At 64.3% G+C, this 24,031-nt stretch carries 22 protein-coding genes and 1 tRNA gene; 15 read left to right on the forward strand and 8 right to left on the reverse strand.

Annotation, left to right across the window (positions count from 1 at the left end; all coding sequences use genetic code 11):
- Positions 1–2: 2 nt before the first annotated feature.
- The gene (locus B0G74_RS01780; RefSeq protein WP_132373399.1) at positions 3–1,187 is read right to left on the reverse strand and encodes an acetylornithine transaminase; all 1,185 of its coding nucleotides are present in this window, start codon (positions 1,185–1,187) and stop codon (positions 3–5) included.
- Here B0G74_RS01780 and B0G74_RS01785 point away from each other — a divergent pair.
- Positions 1,177–1,515 (forward strand): hypothetical protein, encoded by a 339-nt coding sequence (locus B0G74_RS01785; protein WP_132373400.1) that lies wholly within the window; start codon positions 1,177–1,179, stop codon positions 1,513–1,515. The two genes, B0G74_RS01780 and B0G74_RS01785, sit on opposite strands and share 11 nt — an antisense overlap.
- A 398-nt stretch (positions 1,516–1,913) precedes the next feature.
- On the opposite strand, the gene B0G74_RS01790 is transcribed toward B0G74_RS01785, so the two are convergent.
- Entirely contained in the window at positions 1,914–2,141 is a 228-nt protein-coding gene (locus tag B0G74_RS01790; RefSeq protein WP_132373401.1) for a hypothetical protein, read from the reverse strand.
- Between the two features lie 28 nt (positions 2,142–2,169).
- Positions 2,170–3,201 carry a CDP-6-deoxy-delta-3,4-glucoseen reductase gene (locus tag B0G74_RS01795; RefSeq protein WP_132373402.1) on the reverse strand — a complete coding sequence of 344 codons (1,032 nt, stop codon included), beginning with the start codon at positions 3,199–3,201 and terminating at the stop codon, positions 2,170–2,172.
- Between the two features lie 96 nt (positions 3,202–3,297).
- Here B0G74_RS01795 and B0G74_RS01800 point away from each other — a divergent pair, with 96 nt between their 5' ends.
- The gene (locus B0G74_RS01800) at positions 3,298–4,323 is read left to right on the forward strand and encodes an SDR family NAD(P)-dependent oxidoreductase (protein WP_132373403.1); all 1,026 of its coding nucleotides are present in this window, start codon (positions 3,298–3,300) and stop codon (positions 4,321–4,323) included.
- 159 nt (positions 4,324–4,482) lie between these two features.
- On the opposite strand, the gene B0G74_RS01805 is transcribed toward B0G74_RS01800, so the two are convergent.
- Together B0G74_RS01805 and B0G74_RS01810 are read right to left on the reverse strand one after the other, a co-directional pair.
- Positions 4,483–4,671, reverse strand: coding sequence for a hypothetical protein (locus tag B0G74_RS01805; RefSeq protein ID WP_132373404.1), 189 nt, complete (start codon positions 4,669–4,671; stop codon positions 4,483–4,485).
- A gap of 167 nt (positions 4,672–4,838) precedes the next feature.
- On the reverse strand, positions 4,839–5,549 hold the full coding sequence (locus B0G74_RS01810; protein WP_132373405.1) for a 16S rRNA pseudouridine(516) synthase: 711 nt from the start codon (positions 5,547–5,549) through the stop codon (positions 4,839–4,841).
- Positions 5,550–5,644: 95 nt separating this feature from the next.
- On the opposite strand from B0G74_RS01810, the gene B0G74_RS01815 reads away from it, so the two are divergent.
- From B0G74_RS01815 to poxB, 10 genes are all read left to right on the forward strand, one after another.
- The gene (locus B0G74_RS01815) at positions 5,645–6,898 is read left to right on the forward strand and encodes an MFS transporter (protein WP_132373406.1); all 1,254 of its coding nucleotides are present in this window, start codon (positions 5,645–5,647) and stop codon (positions 6,896–6,898) included.
- A gap of 168 nt (positions 6,899–7,066) precedes the next feature.
- The gene (locus B0G74_RS01820; protein WP_132373407.1) at positions 7,067–8,050 is read left to right on the forward strand and encodes a MurR/RpiR family transcriptional regulator; all 984 of its coding nucleotides are present in this window, start codon (positions 7,067–7,069) and stop codon (positions 8,048–8,050) included.
- Complete coding sequence (locus B0G74_RS01825) at positions 8,047–9,036, forward strand: isoaspartyl peptidase/L-asparaginase (protein WP_132373408.1); 990 nt, start codon at positions 8,047–8,049, stop codon at positions 9,034–9,036. Before B0G74_RS01820 ends, B0G74_RS01825 begins: the two co-directional genes overlap by 4 nt.
- A gap of 61 nt (positions 9,037–9,097) precedes the next feature.
- Positions 9,098–11,020, forward strand: a complete 1,923-nt coding sequence (locus tag B0G74_RS01830) for a dipeptide ABC transporter ATP-binding protein (RefSeq protein WP_132373409.1) — start codon at positions 9,098–9,100, stop codon at positions 11,018–11,020.
- 70 nt (positions 11,021–11,090) lie between these two features.
- The gene (gsiB, locus tag B0G74_RS01835; RefSeq protein WP_132373410.1) at positions 11,091–12,653 is read left to right on the forward strand and encodes a glutathione ABC transporter substrate-binding protein GsiB; all 1,563 of its coding nucleotides are present in this window, start codon (positions 11,091–11,093) and stop codon (positions 12,651–12,653) included.
- A gap of 123 nt (positions 12,654–12,776) precedes the next feature.
- On the forward strand, positions 12,777–13,697 hold the full coding sequence (gene gsiC / locus B0G74_RS01840) for a glutathione ABC transporter permease GsiC (protein WP_132373411.1): 921 nt from the start codon (positions 12,777–12,779) through the stop codon (positions 13,695–13,697).
- Between the two features lie 7 nt (positions 13,698–13,704).
- A complete protein-coding gene (gene gsiD, locus B0G74_RS01845) occupies positions 13,705–14,610 on the forward strand; it encodes a glutathione ABC transporter permease GsiD (protein ID WP_132373412.1) in 906 nt (301 codons plus the stop codon).
- Positions 14,607–15,686: a P1 family peptidase gene (locus B0G74_RS01850; protein ID WP_132373413.1), complete on the forward strand. Its 1,080-nt coding sequence runs from the start codon at positions 14,607–14,609 to the stop codon at positions 15,684–15,686. The genes gsiD and B0G74_RS01850 overlap by 4 nt, the downstream gene beginning before the upstream one ends.
- A complete protein-coding gene (locus B0G74_RS01855; protein WP_132373414.1) occupies positions 15,686–16,519 on the forward strand; it encodes a M55 family metallopeptidase in 834 nt (277 codons plus the stop codon). The genes B0G74_RS01850 and B0G74_RS01855 overlap by 1 nt, the downstream gene beginning before the upstream one ends.
- 136 nt (positions 16,520–16,655) lie before the next feature.
- Entirely contained in the window at positions 16,656–18,380 is a 1,725-nt protein-coding gene (gene poxB / locus B0G74_RS01860; RefSeq protein WP_132373415.1) for a ubiquinone-dependent pyruvate dehydrogenase, read from the forward strand.
- 69 nt (positions 18,381–18,449) lie between these two features.
- Here poxB and B0G74_RS01865 read toward each other — a convergent pair whose 3' ends face one another.
- Positions 18,450–19,430 (reverse strand): alpha/beta hydrolase, encoded by a 981-nt coding sequence (locus tag B0G74_RS01865; protein ID WP_132373416.1) that lies wholly within the window; start codon positions 19,428–19,430, stop codon positions 18,450–18,452.
- Positions 19,431–19,641: 211 nt separating this feature from the next.
- Between B0G74_RS01865 and B0G74_RS01870 the strand changes: the two genes are divergently transcribed.
- Positions 19,642–21,030 carry an amino acid permease gene (locus B0G74_RS01870; RefSeq protein WP_132373417.1) on the forward strand — a complete coding sequence of 463 codons (1,389 nt, stop codon included), beginning with the start codon at positions 19,642–19,644 and terminating at the stop codon, positions 21,028–21,030.
- Between the two features lie 149 nt (positions 21,031–21,179).
- Here the strand turns inward: B0G74_RS01870 and B0G74_RS01875 are convergent.
- Both B0G74_RS01875 and hemN read right to left on the reverse strand, forming a co-directional pair.
- Positions 21,180–21,264 (reverse strand) — tRNA-Leu (locus tag B0G74_RS01875).
- A gap of 106 nt (positions 21,265–21,370) precedes the next feature.
- Entirely contained in the window at positions 21,371–22,756 is a 1,386-nt protein-coding gene (gene hemN, locus B0G74_RS01880) for an oxygen-independent coproporphyrinogen III oxidase (RefSeq protein ID WP_132373418.1), read from the reverse strand.
- 248 nt (positions 22,757–23,004) lie between these two features.
- On the opposite strand from hemN, the gene B0G74_RS45610 reads away from it, so the two are divergent.
- Positions 23,005–23,316 carry a YkgJ family cysteine cluster protein gene (locus B0G74_RS45610; RefSeq protein ID WP_165923887.1) on the forward strand — a complete coding sequence of 104 codons (312 nt, stop codon included), beginning with the start codon at positions 23,005–23,007 and terminating at the stop codon, positions 23,314–23,316.
- 93 nt (positions 23,317–23,409) lie between these two features.
- Complete coding sequence (locus B0G74_RS01890; RefSeq protein WP_132373420.1) at positions 23,410–24,003, forward strand: DUF1439 domain-containing protein; 594 nt, start codon at positions 23,410–23,412, stop codon at positions 24,001–24,003.
- Positions 24,004–24,031 lie beyond the last annotated feature (28 nt).

Consider the following 24,031-nt stretch of genomic DNA (forward strand, 5'->3'; position numbering starts at 1 on the left):
GATTACAGCGTGTCGAGAATCGAACGCAGCATCGCCATCATCTGGTCGATTTCTTCGTTCGTCACGTTCAGCGCCGGCATGAAGCGCAGCAGGTTCGGACGTGCCGCGTTCAGCAGCAGGCCGTCGGGTTGCATGTCGCGCGCCTTTTCGACGATCTGGTTGCCGATGTCCTTGCCGAGCAGCAGTGCGCGCAGCAGGCCTTCACCGCGCTCGCCCAGGAAGCCGCGTTCTTCAGACAACTCCAGCAGCTTCGAGCGCAGATACTCGCCGCGCGCCCGCACGCCTTCGAGGAAGCCCGGCGCCGTGAGTTGCGAGATCACCGAGTAGCCGACCGCGGTCATCAGCGGATTGCCGTTGTAGGTGCCGCCCTGATCGCCCGCTTCGAACACGGCGATGTCCGCTTTCGCGAGCAGCGCCGCGAGTGGCACGCCGCCGCCGATGCCCTTGCCGAGGGTCATGATGTCCGGCTCGATGCCCGACAGTTCATACGCGAACAGCGTACCGGCGCGGCCGCAGCCGCTTTGCACTTCGTCGACGATCAGCAGCAGGTTGTGCTTTTTGGTCAGCTCGCGCAGTTGCTGCATGAACTCGCGCGTGGCGGGAATCACGCCGCCTTCGCCCTGAATCGGTTCGAGCATCACGGCAACGGTCTCCGCGGTGATGAGCTTCTCCACCGATGCAATGTCGTTCAGATCCGCCTTCGGGAAGCCCGGCACTTGCGGTGCGTAGATCGTGTCCCAGCCCGGCTTGCCGCTCGCCGACATGGTGGCGAGTGTGCGGCCGTGGAAGCTGTGATCGAACGTGATGATCTCGAACGCGCCGTCCTTGAACTTCTTGCCCCACTTGCGCGCGAGCTTGATCGCGCCTTCGTTGGCTTCGGCGCCGCTGTTTGCGAAGAACACCTTGTCGAAGCAGCTGTGTTGCGTGAGCAGGCCGGCGAGTTGCGCCATCGGCTCGTTGTAGAAGGCCGGCGACGGATTGAGCAGCAGCTTGGCCTGCTTGTTCAGCGCTTCGATCATGCCGTCGTTGCAATGGCCGAGACTGTTGACCGCCCAGCCCTGGATGAAGTCCAGATATCGCTTGCCGTTATTGTCGTAGAGCCACGAGCCTTTGCCGTGCGTGAAAACGATTTCGGGCCGGTTCGTGATGTACATCAGCGACTCGATCGGATATTCATTGAAATTCATGACGGCAGGCTCCAGACAGCGGGGTGAAGGGTGGATGAAGATTGGCCAACTACGAAACCAGGGGCCGAAAAACAGAAAAGCCACGGCATGCCGTGGCTTTCATGATTCGAACAGCTTGCGCCTTTGTGTGGCGCGAATCCGTGACGAAGCCAGCGGCGTCCCTAGGGGAGCGGCGAGCGGCGACGTCGAAGTTCGGATTGGATGCGGTTCATGCGCGAAAGAATACGACAAGGAAAGCGCTGGTGTAAACCATGAATTTGCGTCGGAGGGATATTTTTGTCCATCGCGCGAGTTCATGCGGCTTGCCGATTATGAGATGTCCGGCTGACTAAAATGTGACGGCGGTCGTTTGAACCGCCTGCCCGGCGGGCGGGGCAGGTCACGAAGAACGGCCGCTGGAAATGCAAATGGGCGCTCGACTGAGCGCCCATTTTGAATCAAGCCGCGTTCCGTCGCGGTGTGCCGCCGGGCCTGGAATATGAGTATCGAGTCGATGCGCGGCAAAAAGCGATCGCTGTCAGAAGTGGTCAGGTGATTACCCAACTCACGATGTACTTCTGGAAGCGCCTTTTTTCCCGCGATTACGAACATACGCTATGGAAACCAGCGTTGAAGCCAATTTTCCCGAACAAACGGATCGACCGGTCCGCGGTCGCTGTTCAACTGGAGCGCATCTACCAGACACGCAATCGCGTCGCACATCATGAACCGGTGTATGGTCACCGGCTATTCGATACACTGAACGCGGTGAATTTTCTGGCTTCGAATCTGGGAGCGGCCGGCAGCGATGGCCGCACCGCATCGCATAAAATGCTGCGGTCCGAGCAGGCCGCGCTCGAGAATCAGGCGCACGTACTTCAGCTCAGAATCGAGACTTGCGCCGGTGCAAATCATCAATGCGCGAAGCGCGGCCATTTGCATAGCCGCGCTTCCAGAAATGCGCATGGCGAGCATCGACGCATCTGCGCCGACGCCTCTCCCATCAAACCGCGTTCGCGAGATCCGCTGCGCTCGTGAACGAATCCGCGTAGAACTCGTCTTCCGGCAGACCGTGATGCTGCGTGAAATCGCGCTGCGCCGACTCGACCATCACCGGCGCGCCGCACGCGTACACCTGATACGCCGACAGATCCGGCAAGTCCTCGATCACCGCGCGATGCACGAAGCCGACGCGGCCCGTCCATGCGTCGCCCGCGTCCGGCTCCGACAGCACCGGCACGAATTTGAAGTTCGGAATCTCGCGCGCCCATTGCTCGGCCAGTTCGAGCAGATACAGATCCTTCTTGCGACGTGCGCCCCAGTAGAGCGTCATCGGCCGGTTCAGGTTCTTGAACACTGCGTGCTCGACGATTGCCTTCAGCGGCGCGAAGCCCGTACCCGAGGCGAGCAGCACGATCGGTTTGTCCGAATCTTCACGCAGGAAGAACGTGCCGAGCGGCGCTTCGAAGCGCAGAATGTCGCGCTCCTTCATGGCGTTGAACACGTGATCCGTGAAGGCGCCGCCGGGCATGTGACGGATGTGCAATTCGATCGGGCCTTCCGTGTGCGGCGCGTTCGCCATCGAATAGCTGCGGCGCTTGCCGTCTTTCAGAATGAATTCGAGGTACTGGCCGGCGAGATATTGCAGCCGCTCGTTGGCGGGCAATTGCAGCTTCAGCACGACGACGTCGTCGGCCTTGCGCTCGATCGCGTTCACGCGGCACGGCAGTTTCTTGACCTGCACGTCGCCGACGCCCGCCACTTCGCGGATATCCACTTCGAGATCGGTGCAGGCAGTCGCGCAGCAGAAGAGCGCCATGCCGCGCGTTTTTTCGTCGTTCGACAAAGCCGACGACGAATGCGCACGCTGCTCGATTTCCCCGCTGACCACAGTGCCCTTGCAGGAACCGCAAGCGCCGTTCTTGCAGCCGTACGGCAGGCCAATACCTTGGCGCAAGGCGGCGCTCAGCACCGGTTCGTCCTGTTCTACCTGAAACTGCCGGCCGCTTTGCCGGAGCGTGACGTTAAATGCCATAAAGTGTTCGAAATCGAAAAAGTCGGTAATCGTTATCGGAGCTGCCGTGTCAACGGCGCGGTGCCTGCCGCGCGTGACGGCTACAATGCGTCCACTATGAAAGCGACACGAAACTTCCGCCGGCCGCGCGTGTTAATCGTAGGTTGCGGCGATGTCGGCATGCGCTGCGTGCCCTTGCTGCGGCCACGCGCGCATGTCTTCGCGCTGACCAGTCACTCCGGGCGCTGCGCCGAATTGCGCGCGGCGGGCGTGACGCCGCTGGTCGGCGATCTGGATGTGCGCCGCAGCCTGAAAAGACTCGCGGGCCTCGCGCCGACGCTGCTGCATCTCGCGCCACCGCAGAAAACCGGCGACGACGACCGCCGTACCCGCGCCTTGCTCGCTACGCTAAGCGCGCGCCGCGATTCAGCGCGGGCCGCTGTGGCGCCTGCCGTTTCGCCGGTGGGGCGGTTGCGCCAACTTCGTGCCTCGTGGGCGGAATCTGGAACAGCCAATATTGTACCCGACGGGGTGCGCCGGACCGCCGGTTCGCGCGCACCGGTGCGACTCGTGTACGCGAGCACGACGGGCGTCTACGGCGACTGCGGCGGCGCGTGGATCGACGAGACCCGCGTGACGCAAGCAGCCAATCCGCGCGCCAAGCGCCGTGTCTCGGCCGAACGGCAATTGCGGCGCGCGACCGCGCGCGGCAGCGTCGCGGCGAGCATCGCGCGGATTCCGGGCATCTATGCGGGCAATCGCCTGCCGCTCGCGCGGCTCGAAAAGCGCACGCCGGCCTTGATCGATGCCGACGACGTCTACACCAACCACATTCACGCCGACGATCTGGCTGCGATCCTCGTGCGCCTCGCCACACATGGGCGGCCGGGGCGCGTGGTCCACGCGTCCGACGACACGTCGCTGAAAATGGGCGAGTACTTCGACGAGGTCGCCGATGCGTTCGGCCTCGCGCGTGCGCCACGCATTACGCGAGCCGAAGCGGAGTCGCAGATCGAGCCGACCTTGCTGTCTTTCATGCGTGAATCGAGGCGGCTGGTGAATCGGCGCCTCAAAGAGGAATTGCGCGTGCGCTTGCGGTATCCGAGCGTCGAAGATTTTCTGCGTGAAGGCGTGAAGGCGTGAAGGTCTGAAAGGGAAGGTTGAAGAGCGTCGCTTCAACCTTCCCACACACCGCAAAAACCCACAAAAAAGCGCGGCAAAAAACCATCTCTCCAGGCACCGCCCGGAGAATCCGATCCGCGCCGCGCTCAACCGCATCAGCGCGGCGCGGCGTCGCGAGGCCTACGTCAGCGCGGGCAATGCTTCCAGCAGCAGGAAACACAGCATCGCGCCGATCAATGCGCCGATCAGGTTCGGATGATATTTGTGCCGCAGCCGCATCATGACCAGCAAGCCGCCGATCACGACCAGTCCAAGGCACAGAAAAGCAATCATCACCGCCGGAATCTGGAAACCGTTTTGGATGATCATGGCGCCCCTCCCTGAACCCTTTGTAGTCATTGTTTAAACGAGTATAGGGCGAGGTGTAAGGAAGATCATGCTGCGACGCAGCGCGCGAGCAGGCGCCGCGCGCGCTATGTGCGCAGCCGCGCATGCGATTTCCTGCTGCATCAAGAGCTTAAAGGGGCGCTACCGGTTTACCCGCTCCGTAGAGATCCGAGGTCGGTTTCATCGAGCCATTGCCACGCGCCTGGCGCAAGCGTTTCGGGCAAAGCAAGTCCGCCGATCCGCTCGCGATGCAGCGCCTCGCAGCGGTTGCCGGCTGCGGCGATCATCCGCTTGACCTGGTGATACTTGCCTTCCATCACGGTGAGCGCGAGCGCGTGATCGCCGCGCGCCTCTGCGTCGACTGCCGCGATCGGTTTGGGCTCGCCGTGCAGCAGCACGCCGTCGCGCAGCGCGCTCAATTGCGCGTCGTCGATCGGATGACGCGTGGTCGCGACATACACCTTCGGCACTTTGCGTTTCGGCGACGTGAACAGGTGCACGAACTTGCCGTCGTCGGAGAGCAGCAGCAGGCCGGTCGTGTCCTGATCGAGCCGGCCCACGCATTGCACGCCGCGCTCGGCGAACTGCGGCGGCAACAGACTGAACACGCTCAGATGATGCTGCGGATCGCGCGAACACTCGTAGCCCGCCGGCTTGTTCAGCAGCAGATAGGCCTGCTCGCGATACGGCCAGACGACGCCGTCCACGCTGAAGGAGAAGGTGGTGTCGCCGGTGGGGAAATCGGCATCGGCATCGGTGCAGACAGCGCCGCCGATGCTCACGCGCGCGTCGGCGATCAGCGCGCGGCATTGGCGGCGCGAGCCGAAACCCTGACGGAAGAGAATGCTTTCGAGATTCATGGCGAGCGAAGAATAACACCGCAAGAAGCGGAGCGCCCCACGGCGCGAGTCGGACCACGATGAACGCTTCCATGTCCCGTCGCAGGAGTTCATCGATGCACGTCCCATCCTCCGCGTTATCCGTACGCCGACTGCCGGCCGCCTTTCAGCGACTCGCGTGGTCGAACCTGGTCGCGCAATCCGCCGAGCAGATCAGCCTCGCCGCGGCGCCGCTCGTCGCGGTCTTCGCACTCGGCGCCGACGCGCGCGACACGGGTCTGCTGCAAACCGCGCAGACCCTGCCGTTCCTGTTGCTGTCGATACCGCTCGGCGTCTGGGCCGACCGTCGCTCGCGCCGCACGTTGATGACGCTCGCTGAAAGCGTGCGCGTGATCGCCATGCTAGGTGTGCTGTTGCTCGTGATGACCCATGCGTTGAGCTTGCCGCTGCTCGCCGCGCTCGGCTTCATCGCCGCGACCGGCACGGTGGCTTACAACGTCGCGGCGCCTTCTCTGGTGCCCGCGCTCGTGCCGCGCGAAGCCTACGCCAGCGCGAACGGCCGGCTGGAACTTGCGCGCAGCGTGGCGTATTCCGCGGGGCCGGCGCTCGGCGGACTGCTGGTCGGCTGGATCGGCGCGGGTTGGGCGTATGGCTGCGCGGCCGCGCTGTCGGGGTTGGCCGTCGCGTTGCTGGCGGGCTTGCGCGAGCCGCCGCGCGCGGCCGCACCGCAGCGTCACTTCATGCTGGAACTGCGCGACGGTACGCGTTTCGTGCTGCGCGACGCGCTGCTGCGTCCGATGCTCGCGACCGCGGTGTTCTTCAACCTCGGCTTCTTCGTGCTGCAAGCGGTATATGTACCGTACGCGGTGCATCGGCTGGGTCTGAGCGCGTCGGCGGTCGGCGTGACGCTCGGCGCCTACGGTGTCGGCATGGTGTGCGGCGCGCTCGCCGCGTCCGCCATCGCGCGACGTCTCGCATTCGGCCGTGTGCTGATCATCGGGCCGTCGTGCGGACTGCTCGCGTCGCTCGTGATGGTGGCGACACTCGTTGCGCCGTCGTTCTGGCTGGCGATGCTGAGCTTCTTCCTGCTCGGCGCCGGACCGATTTTGTGGGTGGTCGGCTCGACCACGCTACGCCAGGCCATCACGCCCGAACGGATGATGGGGCGCGTCTCCGCGCTCAACAGCACCGCCACCTACGGTGCGCGGCCGCTCGGTGCATTGCTCGGTGCCGCAATCAGCGCGCGCTGGGGCATGGACGCGTGTCTGGTCGCTGCTGCGGCCGCCTTCCTCGTGCAGGCGCTGATCATCGTCATGTCGCCGGCGGCGCGGCTTGCGCGCATTCCGGAGCAAAGCGCCGCGGCTTGCTGAAAACAGATTTTCACGAAGCCGCGCCGGTAGCGATTGGGATGCGTAGTTTGTACGCGGGTCGTCGGTGAAAACCCTCGAAAATGAAAATGAATTTTTTTCTACGAGATTTCCGTGTAAATATACTTTCATTCATTTTCATTACGCCCCAGGCACCGCGCCCTCGCTCGCATGATCCATCAACCGTCCGTTGCTTCCGATTCCGCCGAGCAGGCCATCGCCGCGCGTATCGCCGCGGCCATGCCGACCCTCACGCCGATTCATCGGCGCATGGGCGACTACGTGCTGGCCAATCTGTTTCGCGCGGCGACCATGCGGATCGACGAGCTGGCCAGCGTGGTCGGTGCGTCGGTGGCGACGGCGAATCGCTTCGCCCGCGCGCTCGGTTTCGACGGCTATCCGCAGTTTCGTGAGGCGCTGGTTCGCGGCTTCGAGGCGACGCTCGCACCGGTCGAGCGCTTGCGCAGTGCGCAGGAGTCGCTCGCAGCCGGCGACGATGTGGTCGACGCCTCGCTCGAACAGGCCGCCAACAATCTGCACGCCACCCGCACGGCGATCGACAGCGCCGCGGCCGAAGCCGCCGTCGAAGCGATCATCGCCGCGCGCCGCGTGTTCGTGCTCGGCTTCGGCGCCAGCGCGTTTCTCGCGGGTCTGATGGAACACGGCCTGATGCCGTATCACGACAACGTGCAGTCGCTCGCGCTAATGGGCGGACCGTCGCACGCCGCGCGGCGTCTGTTTGCTTCCAACGAGGGCGACCTCGTCATCGGTATCGCTTTTCCGCGTTACGTCGAAGACACGATCGAGCTCGCGCATCGCGCGGCGGGCCGTGGCGCTCGCGTGCTCGCGCTTACCGACAGTCCGCGTTCGCCGCTCGCGCAGTTCGCCGACATCTCGCTCTACGTCCGCGCCGACCGGCGGCTCGCGGCGAATGCCGATTCGGCCGTGCTCGCCGTGATCGAGGCGCTGTGCGACGCGGTGGCGTATCGGGCCAAACGCTCGGTGAAGGCCGCCGCCGAAGTCAGCGAATTCCTGCTGCCGTGGCTCGTCGACCCGCAAGCCGAGGCTGCCGGCACGAGCGCGCGGCCCGCGCGCGGCGCGACCCGAACCACCCGAACTTCCCGCACTCCTCGCACTACGAAAGCCAAACGATGAACTCCAACGCAGTCATTGCCATTCATGGCGGGGCAGGGACGATCCTGCGCTCGTCGATGTCGGCCAGCGCCGAAGCCGACTACCACGCCGCGTTGCACGCGGTGCTGAGCGCCGGCCAGCGCGTGCTCGCCGACGGCGGCAGCGCGCTCGACGCCGTCAGCGAAGCCGTACGCCTGCTCGAAGACTGCCCGCTCTTCAACGCGGGCCGCGGCGCGGTCTACACCGCGGCCGGCACGCACGAACTCGACGCGGCGATCATGGACGGCAGCACGCTCGACGCCGGCGCGATCTGCTGCGTGAAGCGCGTGCGCAATCCGATTCTGGCGGCGCGCCGCGTGCTCGAACGCAGCGAGCATGTGCTGTTCACCGGCGAAGGCGCGGAAGCGTTCGCCGCCGCGCAAGGACTCGAATTCGCCGAGCCCGAGTATTTCCATACTGAAGCGCGCCATCGCCAATGGCTGATCGCGCGCGGGCAACAGCGCGCCATGCTCGATCACGACGGCGCCACGCTCGCCGCCGCGCCGTCTCCCAGTGACGACCCGACGCCGCACGAACCGATCGATCCGAACCGCAAGTTCGGCACCGTCGGCGCCGTCGCACTCGATCAGCATGGACACGTGGCGGCAGCGACATCGACGGGCGGCGTCACCAACAAGCAGGCCGGCCGGGTCGGCGATACGCCCCTAATCGGCGCGGGCTGCTATGCGGACGACGCGACCTGCGCGGTCTCGACCACCGGCTCGGGTGAAATGTTCATGCGCATGGTCGCGGCCTACGACGTCGCCGCGCAAATGGCTTACCGCAACGTGTCGCTGCAGGAAGCAGCCGACGACGTGGTGATGAACCGCCTGCCGAAGATCGACGGACGCGGCGGCCTGATTGCTGTCGATGCGCGCGGCAATGTCACGCTGCCGTTCAATACCGAAGGCATGTATCGCGGTTTTGCGCGGCTCGGCGAAGCGCCGGTGACGGCGATTTACCGCTAGTCAGTCTGGCCGCTTACAGCATGAACCCCCGTTAGCCGCGTTCGAATTCAAAGGAACCACCGTGCCGACCTCATCGCACACCGCCCGTCCGTTTATCGAAACCTTGCCGCCGCAACGCGTGCTCGCGGTCGACGATCTGTCGGTCGCATTCCGCAGCGGCGACACCACCTTCAACGCGGTGCGCAATCTCTCGCTGACAGTCGAGCGCGGCGAGACGCTGGCGATCGTCGGCGAATCGGGTTCGGGCAAATCGGTCACTTCACTCGCGTTGATGCGGCTGATCGAGCATGGCGGTGGGCGCCTTGCCGGCGGCAGCATCGCTTTCCGGCGCCGCGACGGCAGCGTGCTCGACCTCGCGAAAGCGTCGTCCGGCACGATGCGTTCGATTCGCGGCGCCGACATCGCGATGATCTTTCAGGAGCCGATGACCTCACTCAATCCGGTCTTCACGGTGGGCGATCAGATCAGCGAGGCGATCGCCTTGCATCAGGGCAAGAGCCGCTCCGCCGCGCACGCCGAGACGCTGCGCCTGCTCGAACTCGTGCGAATTCCGGAAGCGCGGCGCGTGGCGGCGCGTTTTCCGCATCAACTGTCGGGCGGCATGCGCCAGCGCGTGATGATCGCGATGGCGCTGTCGTGCAAGCCGGCGCTGCTGATCGCCGACGAACCGACCACCGCGCTCGACGTGACGATCCAGGCGCAGATCCTGCAATTGATTCGCGGCTTGCAGGATGAGATGAACATGGGCGTGATCTTCATCACGCACGACATGGGCGTAGTCGCCGAAGTGGCCGATCGCGTGCTCGTGATGTATCGCCGCGAGAAGGTGGAAGAGGGCGCGTCCGACGCGTTGTTCGCCGCGCCGTCGCATCCTTATACGAAGGCGTTGCTCGCCGCGGTGCCGCGTCTCGGTGCGATGCAAGGCACGGATCAGCCGGCCAAGTTTCCGATCCTGACCGTCGAGCAGGCGAGCCTGAGCGGCACCGATCAGGCCGTGCGTCCCGCTGCCGCCGTCGCCGCGGAAACGCAGCCGCTAGTGCAAGAAACCACGCCGCCGATTCTGCGGGTTCGCGATCTGGTCACGCGCTTTCCGGTCAAGAGCGGATTGTTCGGCCGCCTGACGGGCCGCGTGCACGCGGTGGAAAAAGTCAGCTTCGATTTGCGGCCCGGCGAAACGCTCGCGCTGGTCGGCGAGTCGGGTTGCGGCAAATCGACCACGGGCCGCTCGCTGCTGCGTCTCGTCGAAAGTCAAAGCGGGTCGATCGAATTCAACGGCAAGGAAATCAGTTCGCTGACCGGCCCCGCGTTGCAGGCGCTGCGCCGCGATATCCAGTTTATTTTCCAGGACCCGTTCGCCTCGCTGAATCCGCGCTTGACCGTCGGCTTCTCGATCATGGAGCCGCTGCTCGTGCACGGCGTCGCGCAGGGTGCGCAAGCGCAGGCGCGCGTGGCGTGGCTGCTCGAAAAAGTCGGCCTGCCGCCCGAAGCCGCGCGACGCTATCCGCACGAATTCTCCGGCGGTCAACGGCAACGCATCGCGATTGCGCGGGCACTGGCGTTGAACCCCAAAGTCGTGATCGCCGACGAATCCGTGTCCGCACTCGACGTCTCCGTGCAAGCGCAGATCGTCAATCTGATGCTCGATTTGCAGCGTGAACTCGGCGTCGCGTATCTGTTCATTTCGCACGATATGGCGGTGGTCGAACGCGTCAGTCATCGGGTCGCGGTGATGTACCTCGGCCAGATCGTCGAAATCGGCCCGCGCCGCGCGGTGTTCGAAGCGCCGCAGCATCCCTACACACGCAAGCTGATGGGCGCGGTGCCGGTCGCCGATCCGGCGCGCCGTCACGCGAAACGCATGCTCGCCGCCGATGAGATTCCGAGCCCGATCCGTGCACTACACGATGAACCCGTCGTGGCGCCGCTCGTTGCGGTCGGACCGGATCATTTCGTCGCCCAGCATCGTGTGGGCGGCGCGTACTAAAACCTAAAGCAACACGCTTCTTCTCGCAGCATCACAACCTGTTTTCATTTCGCAGCCTGGAGCCAACCTCATGAACCTGCTGGTCCCGTCTTCTCCGTTTCGTTTGCGCGCGCTGATCAGCGGCGGCGCGGTGGTGTTCGCGATGCTCGCGGGCAATGCGGCGCATGCCGACACCACGGCCGTGATGGCCGTCGCCTCGACCTTCACGACGCTCGATCCGTACGATGCCAACGACACGCTCTCGCAAGCCGTCGCCAAGTCGTTCTATCAAGGGCTGTTCGGGTTCGACAAGGACATGAAGCTGGTCAACGTGCTGGCCGATAGCTACGAAGCCAGCCCGGATGCGAAGGTCTACACGTTCAAGCTGCGCCACGGCGTGAAGTTCCAGGACGGCACCGACTTCAACGCCGCCGCGGTGAAAGCGAACTTCGACCGCGTCACCGATCCGGCGAACAAGCTCAAGCGCTACAACATGTTCAACCGCATCGAGAAGACCGAAGTGGTCGATCCGTACACGGTGAAGATCACGCTGAAGGCGCCGTTCTCGGCGTTCGTCAACGTGTTGGCGCATCCGTCGGCGGTGATGATTTCGCCGGACGCGCTGAAGAAGTACGGCAAGGACATCGCGTTCCATCCGGTCGGCACGGGTCCGTTCGAACTGGTGAAGTGGGATCCGGCGGGCGATTTGACGGTGAAGAAGTTCGCGGGCTACTGGAAGAAGGGCTACCCGAAGGTCGACGCGATCGACTGGAAGCCGGTGGTCGACAACAACACGCGCGCTGCGTTGATGCGCACCGGCGAAGCAGATTTCGCGTTCCAGGTGCCGTTCGAACAGGCCGCGCAATTGCAGTCGAGCCCGAAGGTCGATCTGATCGCGTCGCCGTCGATCATTCAGCGCTACATCAGCCTGAACGTGAACCAGAAGCCGTTCGACAATCCGAAGGTGCGTGAAGCGCTGAACTATGCGGTCAACAAGGACGCGCTCACCAAGGTCGTGTTCGCCGGCTATGCGACGCCGGCCGACGGCGTGGTGCCGCAAGGCGTCGACTACGCGGTGAAGCAGGGCCCGTGGCCGTACGATCCGGCGAAGGCGCGCGCCTTGCTGAAGGAAGCGGGCTATCCGAACGGTTTCGAAACCACGCTGTGGTCCGCGTATAACTACTCGACCGCGCAGAAGGTGATTCAGTTCGTGCAGCAGCAGCTCGCGCAAGTGGGCATCAAGGCGCAGGTCGAAGCGCTCGAGGCGGGTCAGCGCGTCGCCAAGGTGGAAAGCGCGCAGGACGCCTCAACGGCACCGGTGCGCATGTACTACGCGGGCTGGTCGTCGTCGACGGGCGAAGCGGATTGGGCGATCACGCCGCTGCTCGCGTCGGTCTCGTTCCCGCCGAAGATGGTCAATACGGCGTACTACAAGAACGACACCGTCGACAGCGATCTGAAGCAGGCACTCGAAACCACCGACCGCACGAAGAAGGCCGAGCTCTACACCGACGCGCAAAAGCGCATCTGGGCCGACGCGCCGTGGATCTTCCTCGTCAAGGAGAAGGTCGTGTACGCGCGCAGCAAGCGTCTGTCGGGTGCCTATGTGGCGCCGGACGGTTCGTTCAATTTCGACGAGATCGCGATCAAGTAATGAGCTGACCGTGCGCGCCGGCGTGTCGTTTCATTGGCACGCCGTGCCGCACGGGCGCTGCTTTGCGCCATTACGCGCCGCACAAGATCTTTCGTTGCCCGCATCATTGCCGGATTGGATGTCATGCTGAACTTCCTCGTCAAACGTCTCTTTGGCCTGCTGCCGACGCTCTTCATCGTCGCCGTGCTGGTGTTCCTGTTCGTGCATCTGTTGCCGGGCGATCCGGCGCGGCTCGCCGCCGGTCCGGATGCGGACGAGGCGACCGTCGCGCTGGTGCGTGCCGACCTCGGCCTGAACAAGCCGATGCCGCAGCAATTCGCCAGCTTCTTCGTGAAGATCGCGCACGGCGACTTCGGCATCTCGACGCGCAGCAAGCGTCCGGTCAGCCAGGAAATCGGCGAGCGCTTCATGCCCACGCTGCTGCTCACGCTCGCCAGCATGGTGTGGGCGGTCGTGCTGGGCATGGGCATCGGCATCGTCTCGGCCGTGTGGCGCAACCGCTGGCCCGACCGGCTCGGCATGACGCTCGCGGTGTCGGGCATTTCATTTCCCGCATTCGCGCTCGGCATGCTGCTGATGGAGATTTTTTCGGTGAAGCTCGGCTGGCTGCCTATCGTCGGCGATGGTTCGTGGCAGAGCTACGTGCTGCCCTCGCTCACGCTCGGCGCGGCCGTCGCGGCGGTGATGGCACGCTTCACCCGCGCGTCGTTCGTCGAAGTGATGAACGAAGATTTCGTGCGCACCGCGCGCGCCAAGGGCGTGCCCGAACGTCTCGTGATCGTCAAACACTGCCTGCGCAACGCGATGATTCCCGTGATCACGATGATGGGGCTGCAATTCGGCTTTCTGCTGGGCGGCTCGATCGTGGTCGAAGTGGTGTTCAACTGGCCGGGCCTCGGGCGCCTGCTGGTGGACGCGGTATCGATGCGCGACTATCCGGTGATTCAGGCTGAAGTGCTGTTGTTCTCGCTGGAATTCATCATCATCAATCTGGTCGTGGACGTGCTGTACGCCGTGATCAACCCGACCATCCGTTTCAAGTGAGGCCCGCATGAGCACGACCGCCACCGAGCCGACCGCGGCGCAAGCCGCCAAAGCAGAACGCGCGATCCGCACGCCGTGGAGCGAGTTCTGGCGCAAATTCCGTAAGCAGCACGTGGCGCTCGGCGCCGGCATCTTCGTGCTGCTGTTGATTACGGTCGCGATCATTGCGCCGCATATCGTGCCGTACGATCCGGAGAATTTTTTCGACTACGACGCGTTGAATGCGGGGCCGTCCGCCGCGCACTGGTTCGGCGTGGATTCGCTGGGCCGCGATATTTTCAGCCGCATTCTGGCGGGTTCGCGCATTTCGCTCGAAGCGGGCTTTCTGTCCGTTGCGATCGGCGCGGTGATCGGCACGTTCTTCGGCCTGCTGGCCGGCTACTACGAAGGCTGGTGGGATCGCATCACGATGCGCGTCGCCGATGTGCTGTTCGCCTTTCCCGGCATTCTGCTGGCCATCGGCGTGGTGGCGATTCTCGGCAACGGCATGATCAACGTGATCTGCGCGGTCGCGATCTTCAGCATTCCGGCGTTCGCGCGGCTCGTGCGCGGCAATACCCTGATGCTCAAGCAGCTCACGTATATCGAGGCGGCGCGCAGCATCGGCGCGTCGGATTGGACGATCATCGTGCGGCACATTTTGCCGGGGACGATTTCCTCGGTGGTGGTGTACTTCACGATGCGTATCGGCACTTCGATCATCACCGCCGCAAGTTTGTCGTTTCTCGGGCTCGGCGCGCAGCCGCCGACGCCGGAGTGGGGCGCGATGCTCAACGAAGCGCGCGCCGACATGGTCACCGCGCCGCATATCGCGCTGTTTCCGAGTCTGGCGATTTTCCTGACCGTGCTGGCGTTCAACCTGCTCGGCGACGGTTTGCGCGATGCGCTCGATCCGAAGCTCGACCGGCCATGAATTCGACTCGGGTTCAGGACGCGCCGCATATCGGCGGATTGCCAAGCGGTCCGCTCGGTACGATCGCTGATGTACAGAGCGTGACGGTTGGTCACTACACGCTCGATCAGGGTGCCGTGCAAACCGGCGTGACCGTGATTCGTCCACACGACGGCGATTCGTTTCTCGACAAGGTGCCGGCGGCGTCGTCGGTGATCAACGGGTTCGGCAAAAGCATTGGGCTCGTGCAAGTTGACGAACTCGGCACGCTGGAAACGCCAATCGCGTTGACCAACACATTCGGCGTTGCCGCTGTCGCGCAGGCGCAGATTCGCGCGGCCATTCGCGCGAATCCGCAGATCGGGCGCGAGTGGTCGACGGTCAATCCCTTGGTGTTCGAATGCAATGACGGGTATCTGAACGATATCCAGGCGCTCGCCGTCACCGCGCAGCATTTCGACGATGCGTATGCAGCGGCCAGCGCGGATGTCGTGAGTGGATCGGTCGGTGCGGGCCGAGGCATGTCGTGCTTCGATCTGAAGGGCGGCATCGGCAATGCGTCACGTGTGGTGAGCATAGCGAGCCGTTGCTATACCGTCGGCGCACTCGTGCTGGCGAACTTCGGCCGCCTGCCGATGCTGACCGTCGACGGCACGCCGCTCGGCCGTGTGCTGGCCGCACGCGCGGCCAAAGCGGCGACGGCGGCGGCGGCAACGAAGCCGGAGCAAGGCTCGATCATCATGATCGTCGCCACCGACGCGCCGCTCGACGCGCGCCAGCTCAAGCGTCTCTCATTGCGTGCGGCAGCGGGTCTTGCGCGCACCGGCTCGGTGTACGGCCACGGCAGCGGCGATATCGCACTCGCGTTTTCGACGGCCTATACCGTGCCGCACGGTGCCGACTTCATCACGCTCCCGCCATTGCTCGCCGACGAGCGTCTGGACCCGCTCTTTCGCGCGTGCGCGGACAGCGTGGAGCAGGCGATTCTCGATGCGTTGTGGAGCGCTGCGTCCGTCACCGGGCGCGACGGCCACCGGCGGCTATCACTGCGTGACTCAGTCCCCGATCTCGCCCAACTACTCAAGCCCACTCCCTGATGAAAGTCCTCATTTCCACCGACATCGAAGGCATCGCCGGTGTGTTTCATCCTGAACAAACGCGCGCGGGCAACGGCGAATACGAAGCCGCACGCCGCTGGATGACGCTCGAAGCCAACGCCGCAATCGAAGGCGCATTCGCCGGCGGCGCGACGCACGTGTGGGTCAACGACTCTCACGGCGGCTTTCGCAATCTGCTGCCCGACCTGCTCGACGCGCGCGCCCAGGTGGTGCTCGGCAAGCCGCGCACGCTCGGCATGATGGCCGGGCTCGAATACGGCGCGGCGCTGGTCTTCATGATCGGCTATCACGCGATGTCGCAAACGCGCGGCATCCTCGCGCACACCATCAACAGCTTTGCCTTCGCTCGCGTTTCGCTGAACGGTGTCGAGGTCGGCGAGGCGGGCGTCTATGGCGCGCTGGCGGAAGAATATGGCGCACAGGTCGCGCTTTTATCCGGCGATGACGTCTTCGCCGAAGAAACCGCACCGCGTTTTCCTGGCGCGCGGTTTGTCGTCACCAAGAGCGCGACGGGGCACGCGAGCGGCGTCACGCAATCGCCGGCAAGCGCGCGCGCCGCTATCGAAGCCGCCGCGCGTGAAGTGGTCCAGCAGCATCTCGCCAAAGGACGCGCACGAGAATCCACACGCGCCGAAGCGAAGCCCGTGGAATGCGAACTGCGCGTGCAAACCAGCGCGCTCGCCGATCTGTTCTGCCAATGGCCGACGCTTACGCGCGTCGATGCGGTCACGCTGCGCTTTGGCGCGGCGTCGGCGGAGCATGCGGTGCGTATGTTGAATTGCCTGTCGGCGATGTCGTTCATGTTGCGCTGATCGCGACAACTGGCTGTCCTCCCGGACGCGGCCATTTCACCACGCTTACAGCGGCACCGTGACGGCACGTTTCGTGAGGAAGCGTTACTCTCCTGCATTCCGGAGGCAGCGTCTTTCTCACTGAGCGGAGTACAGCATGGGTAAGCAGACTATCGCGGATTATCTGGCCAAAACACTGGCGGCGGCAGACATCGAGCGAATCTGGGGCGTCACGGGCGACAGCCTGAACGGCCTGTCGGATAGCTTGCAGCGCCTCGGTTCGATTCGCTGGATGCACACGCGCCACGAAGAAGTGGCCGCCTTCGCCGCCGGCGCCGATGCCGCCGCGACCGGCAAGCTCGCCGTTTGCGCGGGCAGTTGCGGTCCCGGCAATCTGCACTTGATCAACGGCCTGTACGACTGCCATCGCAATCATCAGCCCGTGCTCGCGATTGCCGCGCACATTCCGTCGTCGGAAATCGGGCTCGGCTACTTTCAGGAAACCCATCCGCAAGAGCTGTTCAAGGAGTGCAGTCACTACGTCGAACTGGTGACGAACCCGTCGCAGTTTCCGCGCGTGCTGGCGCGCGCCATGCGCACCGCGATCGAAGAACGCGGCGTTGCCGTGATCGTGCTGCCGGGCGATGTCGCGCTGGGCGAAGCGCCTGAGGAAACGCCGGCGTGGGCCGGCACCTTGGAACGCTCGACGGTGGTGCCGTCCGAGGCGGATCTCGACCGGCTCGCCGATCTGCTCAACCAGGCGGGCGGCGTGACGCTGCTGTGCGGCAGCGGCTGCGCCGGCGCGCACGATGAAGTGGTCGCCTTCGCCGATCAGCTCGGCGCGCCGACCGTGCATGCGTTGCGCGGCAAGCAATACGTGGAGTGGGACAACCCGTTCGATGTCGGCATGACCGGGCTGATCGGCTTCAGCTCCGGCTACCACGCGATGATGTCGTGCGACACGCTCGTGATGCTCGGCACCGATTTCCCGTATCGCAACTTCTATCCGTCGCATGGCAACGTGGTGCAAATCGACCGGCGCGGCTCCGCGCTGGGCAAGCGCGCGCCGTTGAAGCTCGGTCTGGTCGGCGATGTGAAGGCGACCTTGCAGGCGCTGATGCCGAAGCTCAAGCGCAAGACCGACCGGCGCTTCCTCGAGAATGCGCGCAAGCACTACGCGAGCGCGCGCAAGGACCTCGACGACCTCGCGCGGCCGTCCGATCCGGGGCGCGCCATTCATCCGCAATACCTCACCAGCATCGTCGACAAGGTCGCCAACGAAGACGCGGTGTTCTCCGTCGACGTCGGCACGCCGACGCTCTGGGCCGCGCGTTATCTGACCATGAACGGCAAGCGCACGCTGCACGGCTCGTTCAATCACGGCTCGATGGCCAATGCGATGCCGCAGGCCCTGGGCGCGCAGGCAGCCGAGCCGGGCCGCCAGGTGATTTCGCTATCGGGCGACGGCGGCCTGTCGATGCTGCTCGGCGATCTGCTCACCGCGCGTCAGCTCAATCTGCCGATCAAGGTCGTGGTGTTCAACAACAGCACGCTCGGCTTCGTCGCGATGGAGATGAAGGCGGGCGGCTATCTCGAGGCCGGCACCGATCTGGCCACGACCGACTTCTCGGCGATCGCGCGCGGCGCGGGAATCTACGGTGTCCGAATCGAGCTGTCCGAGAACATCGAGCCGGCATTGCGCGAAGCATTCGCGCATCCGGGCCCGGCGGTGATCGACGTGGTGACCGCGAAGCACGAACTCGCAATGCCGCCGAAAATCCAGTGGGCGCAGGCCAAGGGCTTCAGCCTGTATATGCTGCGGGCCGTGCTGAACGGCCGCGGTGACGAGGTCGTCGAACTGGCGACCACGAATCTGCGCTGAAACGCGTTGGGGTTGGTTTGTTTCGACCGGCGTATGCGCGATGGTATTCGCGCATACGCCTGAACGGGACTACTGCTGCCGGCTCAATTCGCGCGCCGCGCGATCGATCACGTCGGCAATCGCGCCCGCGTGCGACACGGGTGCCAGGTGGCTCGACGCCATCGGCACGATCTTGGCGCCCATCCGGTCGGCCATGAATTTTTCCACGCCCGGCGACACCGCACGGTCGCGAGTCGTGAGCACATACCACGACGGTTTTTCCTTCCACGCGACCTGGCTGACCGTTTCATTGAACGCGCTCGCGGCGATCGGCACCTGCGCGGTGGCCAGCACGCGCGTCAGATTTTCGGGGACATCCGCAGCGAAATCGGCGTGGTATTTCGTGCGATCGAGCCACAGGAAGCCGCTCGAATCTTTCATGATGCCGGCGCCGACGGGCGCCGGCGCTGCGCGCTTCATCAGATCCATAGTCGACTCATGCAGGTCCGGCGCGATCGCCGCGACATACACCAGGCCGGCGACGTTCGGTGCGTTCGCGCCCGCCTCGGTGATCACGACGCCGCCCCACGAATGTCCCACCAGAATGGTCGGGCCGTTCTGACGCGCGAGGACGCGGCGGGTCGCGGCGACATCGTCGGCGAGGGAGGTGAGCGGATTCTGCACCGAGCTCACGTGATAGCCCTTCTGCTGCAATTTGGCGACCACGCCGTTCCAGCTCGAGCCGTCGAGAAATGCGCCGTGCACCAGCACGACGTTGCGCACGGGGCCGGTCATGGGCGCGGCGGGCGTCGCGGGCGGCGGCGCGGCAGCGGCTTTGGCGGGCGGGGCGGCGGGTGTCATGCTCGGCGCCATGGGTGCCGGCGTCGGCGCTTCGGGTGCGCTTGCCTCCGCGCCCGGCTCGTCGGCGGGCTCGGCTGCGGGCTCCACGCTCGGCGCCATGGTGGGCGCAGGCGCAGGCGTCGCGGCGGGCGCGGTGGTCTGGGCGAGCGCGGCGGCCTCCATGAAGCAGAGACACACAGCAGCGGCGCAAAGCAGACGTTTGGGCGACATGTTGAATCTCCGAAGGCTGACAGCTCGACTAGGGCAACATACAGAAGCCCTGCGCCAGTGACAATCACTATCCTCGCCGTTAAGTGCGGCGCAGAACCAAGCGCGGGTTGCTCCCAGTATTTAGGCTTTATCGGCCACGGTAAAATTTCAGGTTATGCCGGGCCGGACCACAAGTCCGATCGGGTGATCGATATCCATACACTGGGGCGCAATGTCGAATAGTGCACAGCAGCAAGACGGCCTGAAGCGCGGGCTCAAGAATCGCCATATCCAGCTCATCGCGCTGGGCGGCGCGATCGGCACCGGCCTGTTTCTCGGCTCCGCCAGCGTGTTGCAGGCAGCCGGGCCGTCGATGATTCTCGGCTACGCGATCGGCGGCATCATCGCCTTCATGATCATGCGGCAGCTGGGCGAAATGGTGGCACAGGAGCCGGTGGCCGGTTCATTCAGCCACTTCGCGTACAAATATTGGGGCGACTTTCCCGGCTTTCTGTCCGGCTGGAACTACTGGGTGCTGTACGTGCTCGTGAGCATGGCCGAGCTGACCGCCGTCGGTACCTATGTGCATTACTGGTGGCCCGGCGTGCCGACGTGGGTGTCGGCGCTGGCGTGTTTCGCCTTGATCAACGCGATCAATCTCGCCAACGTCAAAGCCTACGGCGAAACCGAGTTCTGGTTCGCGATCATCAAGGTCGTGGCGGTGATCGGCATGATCGTGTTCGGCGGCTATCTGTTGATCAGCGGCCACGGCGGCCCGCAAGCCTCGATCTCCAACCTCTGGGCTCACGGCGGCTTTTTCCCGCATGGATTTCATGGCCTCTTCATGATGCTCGCGGTCATCATGTTTTCGTTCGGCGGGCTGGAACTGATCGGCATTACGGCGGCGGAAGCCGACGAGCCGCAGAAGAGCATTCCGAAGGCCGTGAATCAGGTGATCTACCGGATTCTGATTTTCTACATCTGCTCGCTGGCGGTGCTGCTGTCGTTGTACCCGTGGAATGAAGTGGCGGCCGGCGGCAGTCCGTTCGTGATGATCTTCTCGCAGATCGGTTCGACGCTGACCGCGAACGTCCTCAACGTCGTGGTGTTGACCGCGGCGCTGTCGGTGTACAACAGCGGCGTATATGCGAATAGCCGCATGCTGTACGGCCTCGCGGAGCAGGGCAATGCGCCGCGCGCGCTGATGAAGGTCGACCGGCGCGGCGTGCCGTATATGGCGATCGGGTTGTCGGCGCTCGCCACGTTTACGTGCGTGATCGTCAACTACCTGATTCCGGCCGAAGCGCTCGGCTTGCTGATGGCGCTGGTGGTGGCGGCGCTGGTGCTGAACTGGGCGCTGATCAGCCTGACGCATCTGAAGTCGCGCAAGGCGATGGTCGCGGCCGGCGAGACGCTCGTGTTCAAGTCGTTCTGGTTCCCGGTCAGCAACTGGATCTGCCTCGCGTTCATGGCGCTGATCCTCGTGATTCTGGCGATGACGCCGGGTCTGTCGGTGTCGGTGTGGTTGGTGCCGGCGTGGCTCGTGGTGATGTGGGGCGGGTATGTGTTCAAGCGCCGGCGCGCGGCTGTGCACAGCGGGGCGCAGGTGGTGGGGCGATAAGGTGTTTCGAATGGCGTGGGGATCGATGTTCGCACTCACGCCGTTTGAGTCCGCTGAGGTTTTCAGGCGGCCCAGAAACGACAAACCCCGCGAGCAGCATGCGCTAGCGGGGTTCGAGGAATACGGAAACAGCGGTCTTTCGAATTCGTTGGTGCCCAGGGCCGGAATCGAACCGGCACGCCTTGCGGCGGGGGATTTTGAGTCCCCTGCGTCTACCAATTTCACCACCTGGGCAGGTCTTGCAGCGCACGCGTCAGAAGCTGGCGCGCGGCGAAGACGCAGATTATGGCCGAAAATTCGACGACGGGCAAGCCAGTTGCTTTCGTCCGCCTCAAGGCCTTCAAACCGTGCGGGAAAATCGTTCGAGTGTCTGCTGGCCGAGATACCGATCGAACACCATCGCGATGTTGCGCACCAGCATGCGTCCGGCCATCCGCACTTCAAGCTTGTCCGCTGCGAGCGACACCAGGCCGTCCTGCTCGAAGCCGTGCAAACGCTCCAGCTCCGGCTCGAACGTCTCGGCGAAGTGGATGCCATAAGCCGCTTCGAATTCGTCGAAGCGCAATTCCAGGTTGCACATGAGTTGCGTGATCACGTCGCGGCGCAGACGGTCGTCGGCGGTAAGGCGCACGCCGCGTGCGATGGCGAGCGTGCCGGCATCGATCGCCGCGGCGTAGCCCGGCAGATCCTTGATGTTCTGCGCGTACACGTCGCCGACTTTGCCGATCGACGATGCGCCGAAGCCGATCAGATCGCATTCAGCCCGCGTGCTATAGCCCTGGAAATTACGGTGCAAGGTTCGTTGCGCTTGCGCGCGCGCGAGTTCGTCCGTGGGCAGCGCGAAGTGATCCATGCCGATGTACACATAACCCGCCCCCGTCAGACGTTCGACCACGCGCTGCAGGATCGCGAGCCGCACCTCGGGCGAAGGCAGCGTGGCAGGGTCCATCTGACGTTGCATCTTGAAGAGCTGCGGCATGTGCGCATAGGCAAACACCGAGAGACGATCGGGCGCGAGCGCGAGCATCGTGTCGAGCGTACGGCTGAAGCTCTCGACCGTTTGATGCGGCAGTCCGTAAATCAGATCGACACCGATCGAATGAAAGCCGGTGTCGCGCGCGGCCTGCATCACCGAGGCGGTCATCTCGAGCGGCTGAATGCGGTTGATTGCCTGCTGCACGTCCGGATCGAAGTCCTGCACGCCAAGGCTCAGCCGGTTGAAGCCCAGCTTGCGCAGATGCGCGATGGTCTCAGGCGATGCTTCACGCGGATCGACTTCGATCGAATATTCGGCGTCAGCATCGGGCAGCAGCGTGAAGTGCTCGCGCGTGGCGGCCATCAACTCGGCTGTTTCGTCGTGCGACAGAAAAGTCGGCGTGCCGCCGCCCCAGTGCAATTGCGACACCGGACGCCGCGTGTCGAAACATGCCGCCTGCAAAGCCATTTCGCGTTTCAGCTGCTCGAGGTACGGACGCGCATGGGCGCGGTTTTTCGTGGCGACCTTATTGCAACCGCAGTAGAAGCACACGGTGTCGCAAAACGGAATGTGGAAGTACAGCGAGAGATCCGTGGCCGACGCGCCCGGGTCGGCGGCGGCGCGCAAATAGTCGGCGGGATCGAAGTTGTCGCGGAACTGCAGGGCGGTCGGATAGGACGTATACCGTGGGCCGTTCGCACTGTATTTGGCGAGCAGGTCAGGGCGGAACAGCATGCTGGCGATGGACATGAGGGACTCGACGGCTGGCGGGCGGCCATCGAGGAAGAAGCGGACCGCCGCGGTTCGCGCGACAGGATCGGACCGCGCGGACGCCTCTTGAGCATGGCCTTTCGGATCCTGCGAGTTTACGTGAGCGGGCATTCGCCCGATTGCGTAAAAAGGTCGCACGGAATGCGGTGGCACAATGCGGGTCTGATAGTGCGTTGCCCGTCTTCGGGTTCAGGAAAAATGTCGTGAGTGATGTGTCGAACAGCGCCATGAAGCGCGAGTCTCCGTTCCACGTGGCCGGTCACGCGTGCCGCCCCGATTGCGGCGCGTGCTGTATTGCGCCGTCGATTTCGAGTCCGATTCCGGGCATGCCGAACGGCAAGCCGGCGGGCGTGCCCTGCGCGCAACTCGGCGACGATCTGCGCTGCGCGATCTTCGGCCAGCCGGAGCGGCCGGCGTGCTGTTCCGGTCTGCAACCGCAGATGGAAATGTGCGGCACGAACCGCGGCGAGGCCCTCGCGTGGCTCACGCAGCTTGAAACGCAAACCCAACCGCACGCGCAACCGGTGGCTCGCTGCTAACGCGCGCAAGCGAATCGCTGCAAGCCGCAAACCACAAACCGAAAACAAACCACGCAATCGCATGCCCGTACAAGTTTCCACAGGAGATTTCGCATGACTCGACCCGCTGCGCCGGCCCGGCGCCGCTTCCTGCTTGCCGCGCTGACAGGCTGTAGCGCGCTCGGCATCACCGTTTCGCTCGCAGCCTGCGCGACGTCGACTTTTCCGTTCATCCCCTCGCAGTACACGTTCTCGCGGCAACAGGTGCAGGACGCGGTGCAGCGCAAGTTTCCCTATCAGCGTACGGTCTCGCAAGTGTTCGATGTCGCGCTCACCAACCCGGTGGTCGGCTTGCTGCCGGACGCGAACCGCGTCTCGGTGAAGCTCGACGCGCGCCTCGTAAGTCCCTTCATGCCGCAGCCGGTCGACGGCGTGTTCACGCTGTCGAGCGAACTGGCCTACGACGCCGCCAGCAAATCGGTCGTGCTCAAGTCGCCGAACGTCGACAACGTCAGCGTGAGCGGGCAGGCGCAGGCCTACACGCAGCAGATCAACGCCGCGGCGGCGGTGCTCGCCACGCAGTTGCTGACTAACTATCCGATCTACACCTTCAAGCCCGAACAACTGCAATTTGCCGGAGTGAATTACGAACCCGGTACAATCACCATCCTTACAAACGGCATACGCGTGCAGATCGTCGAAAAATGACGCGGCGCGCGGCCGGCAGGGCCGCGCG

The sequence above is a fragment of the Paraburkholderia sp. BL9I2N2 genome (assembly GCF_004339745.1).
Lineage (GTDB): Bacteria > Pseudomonadota > Gammaproteobacteria > Burkholderiales > Burkholderiaceae > Paraburkholderia.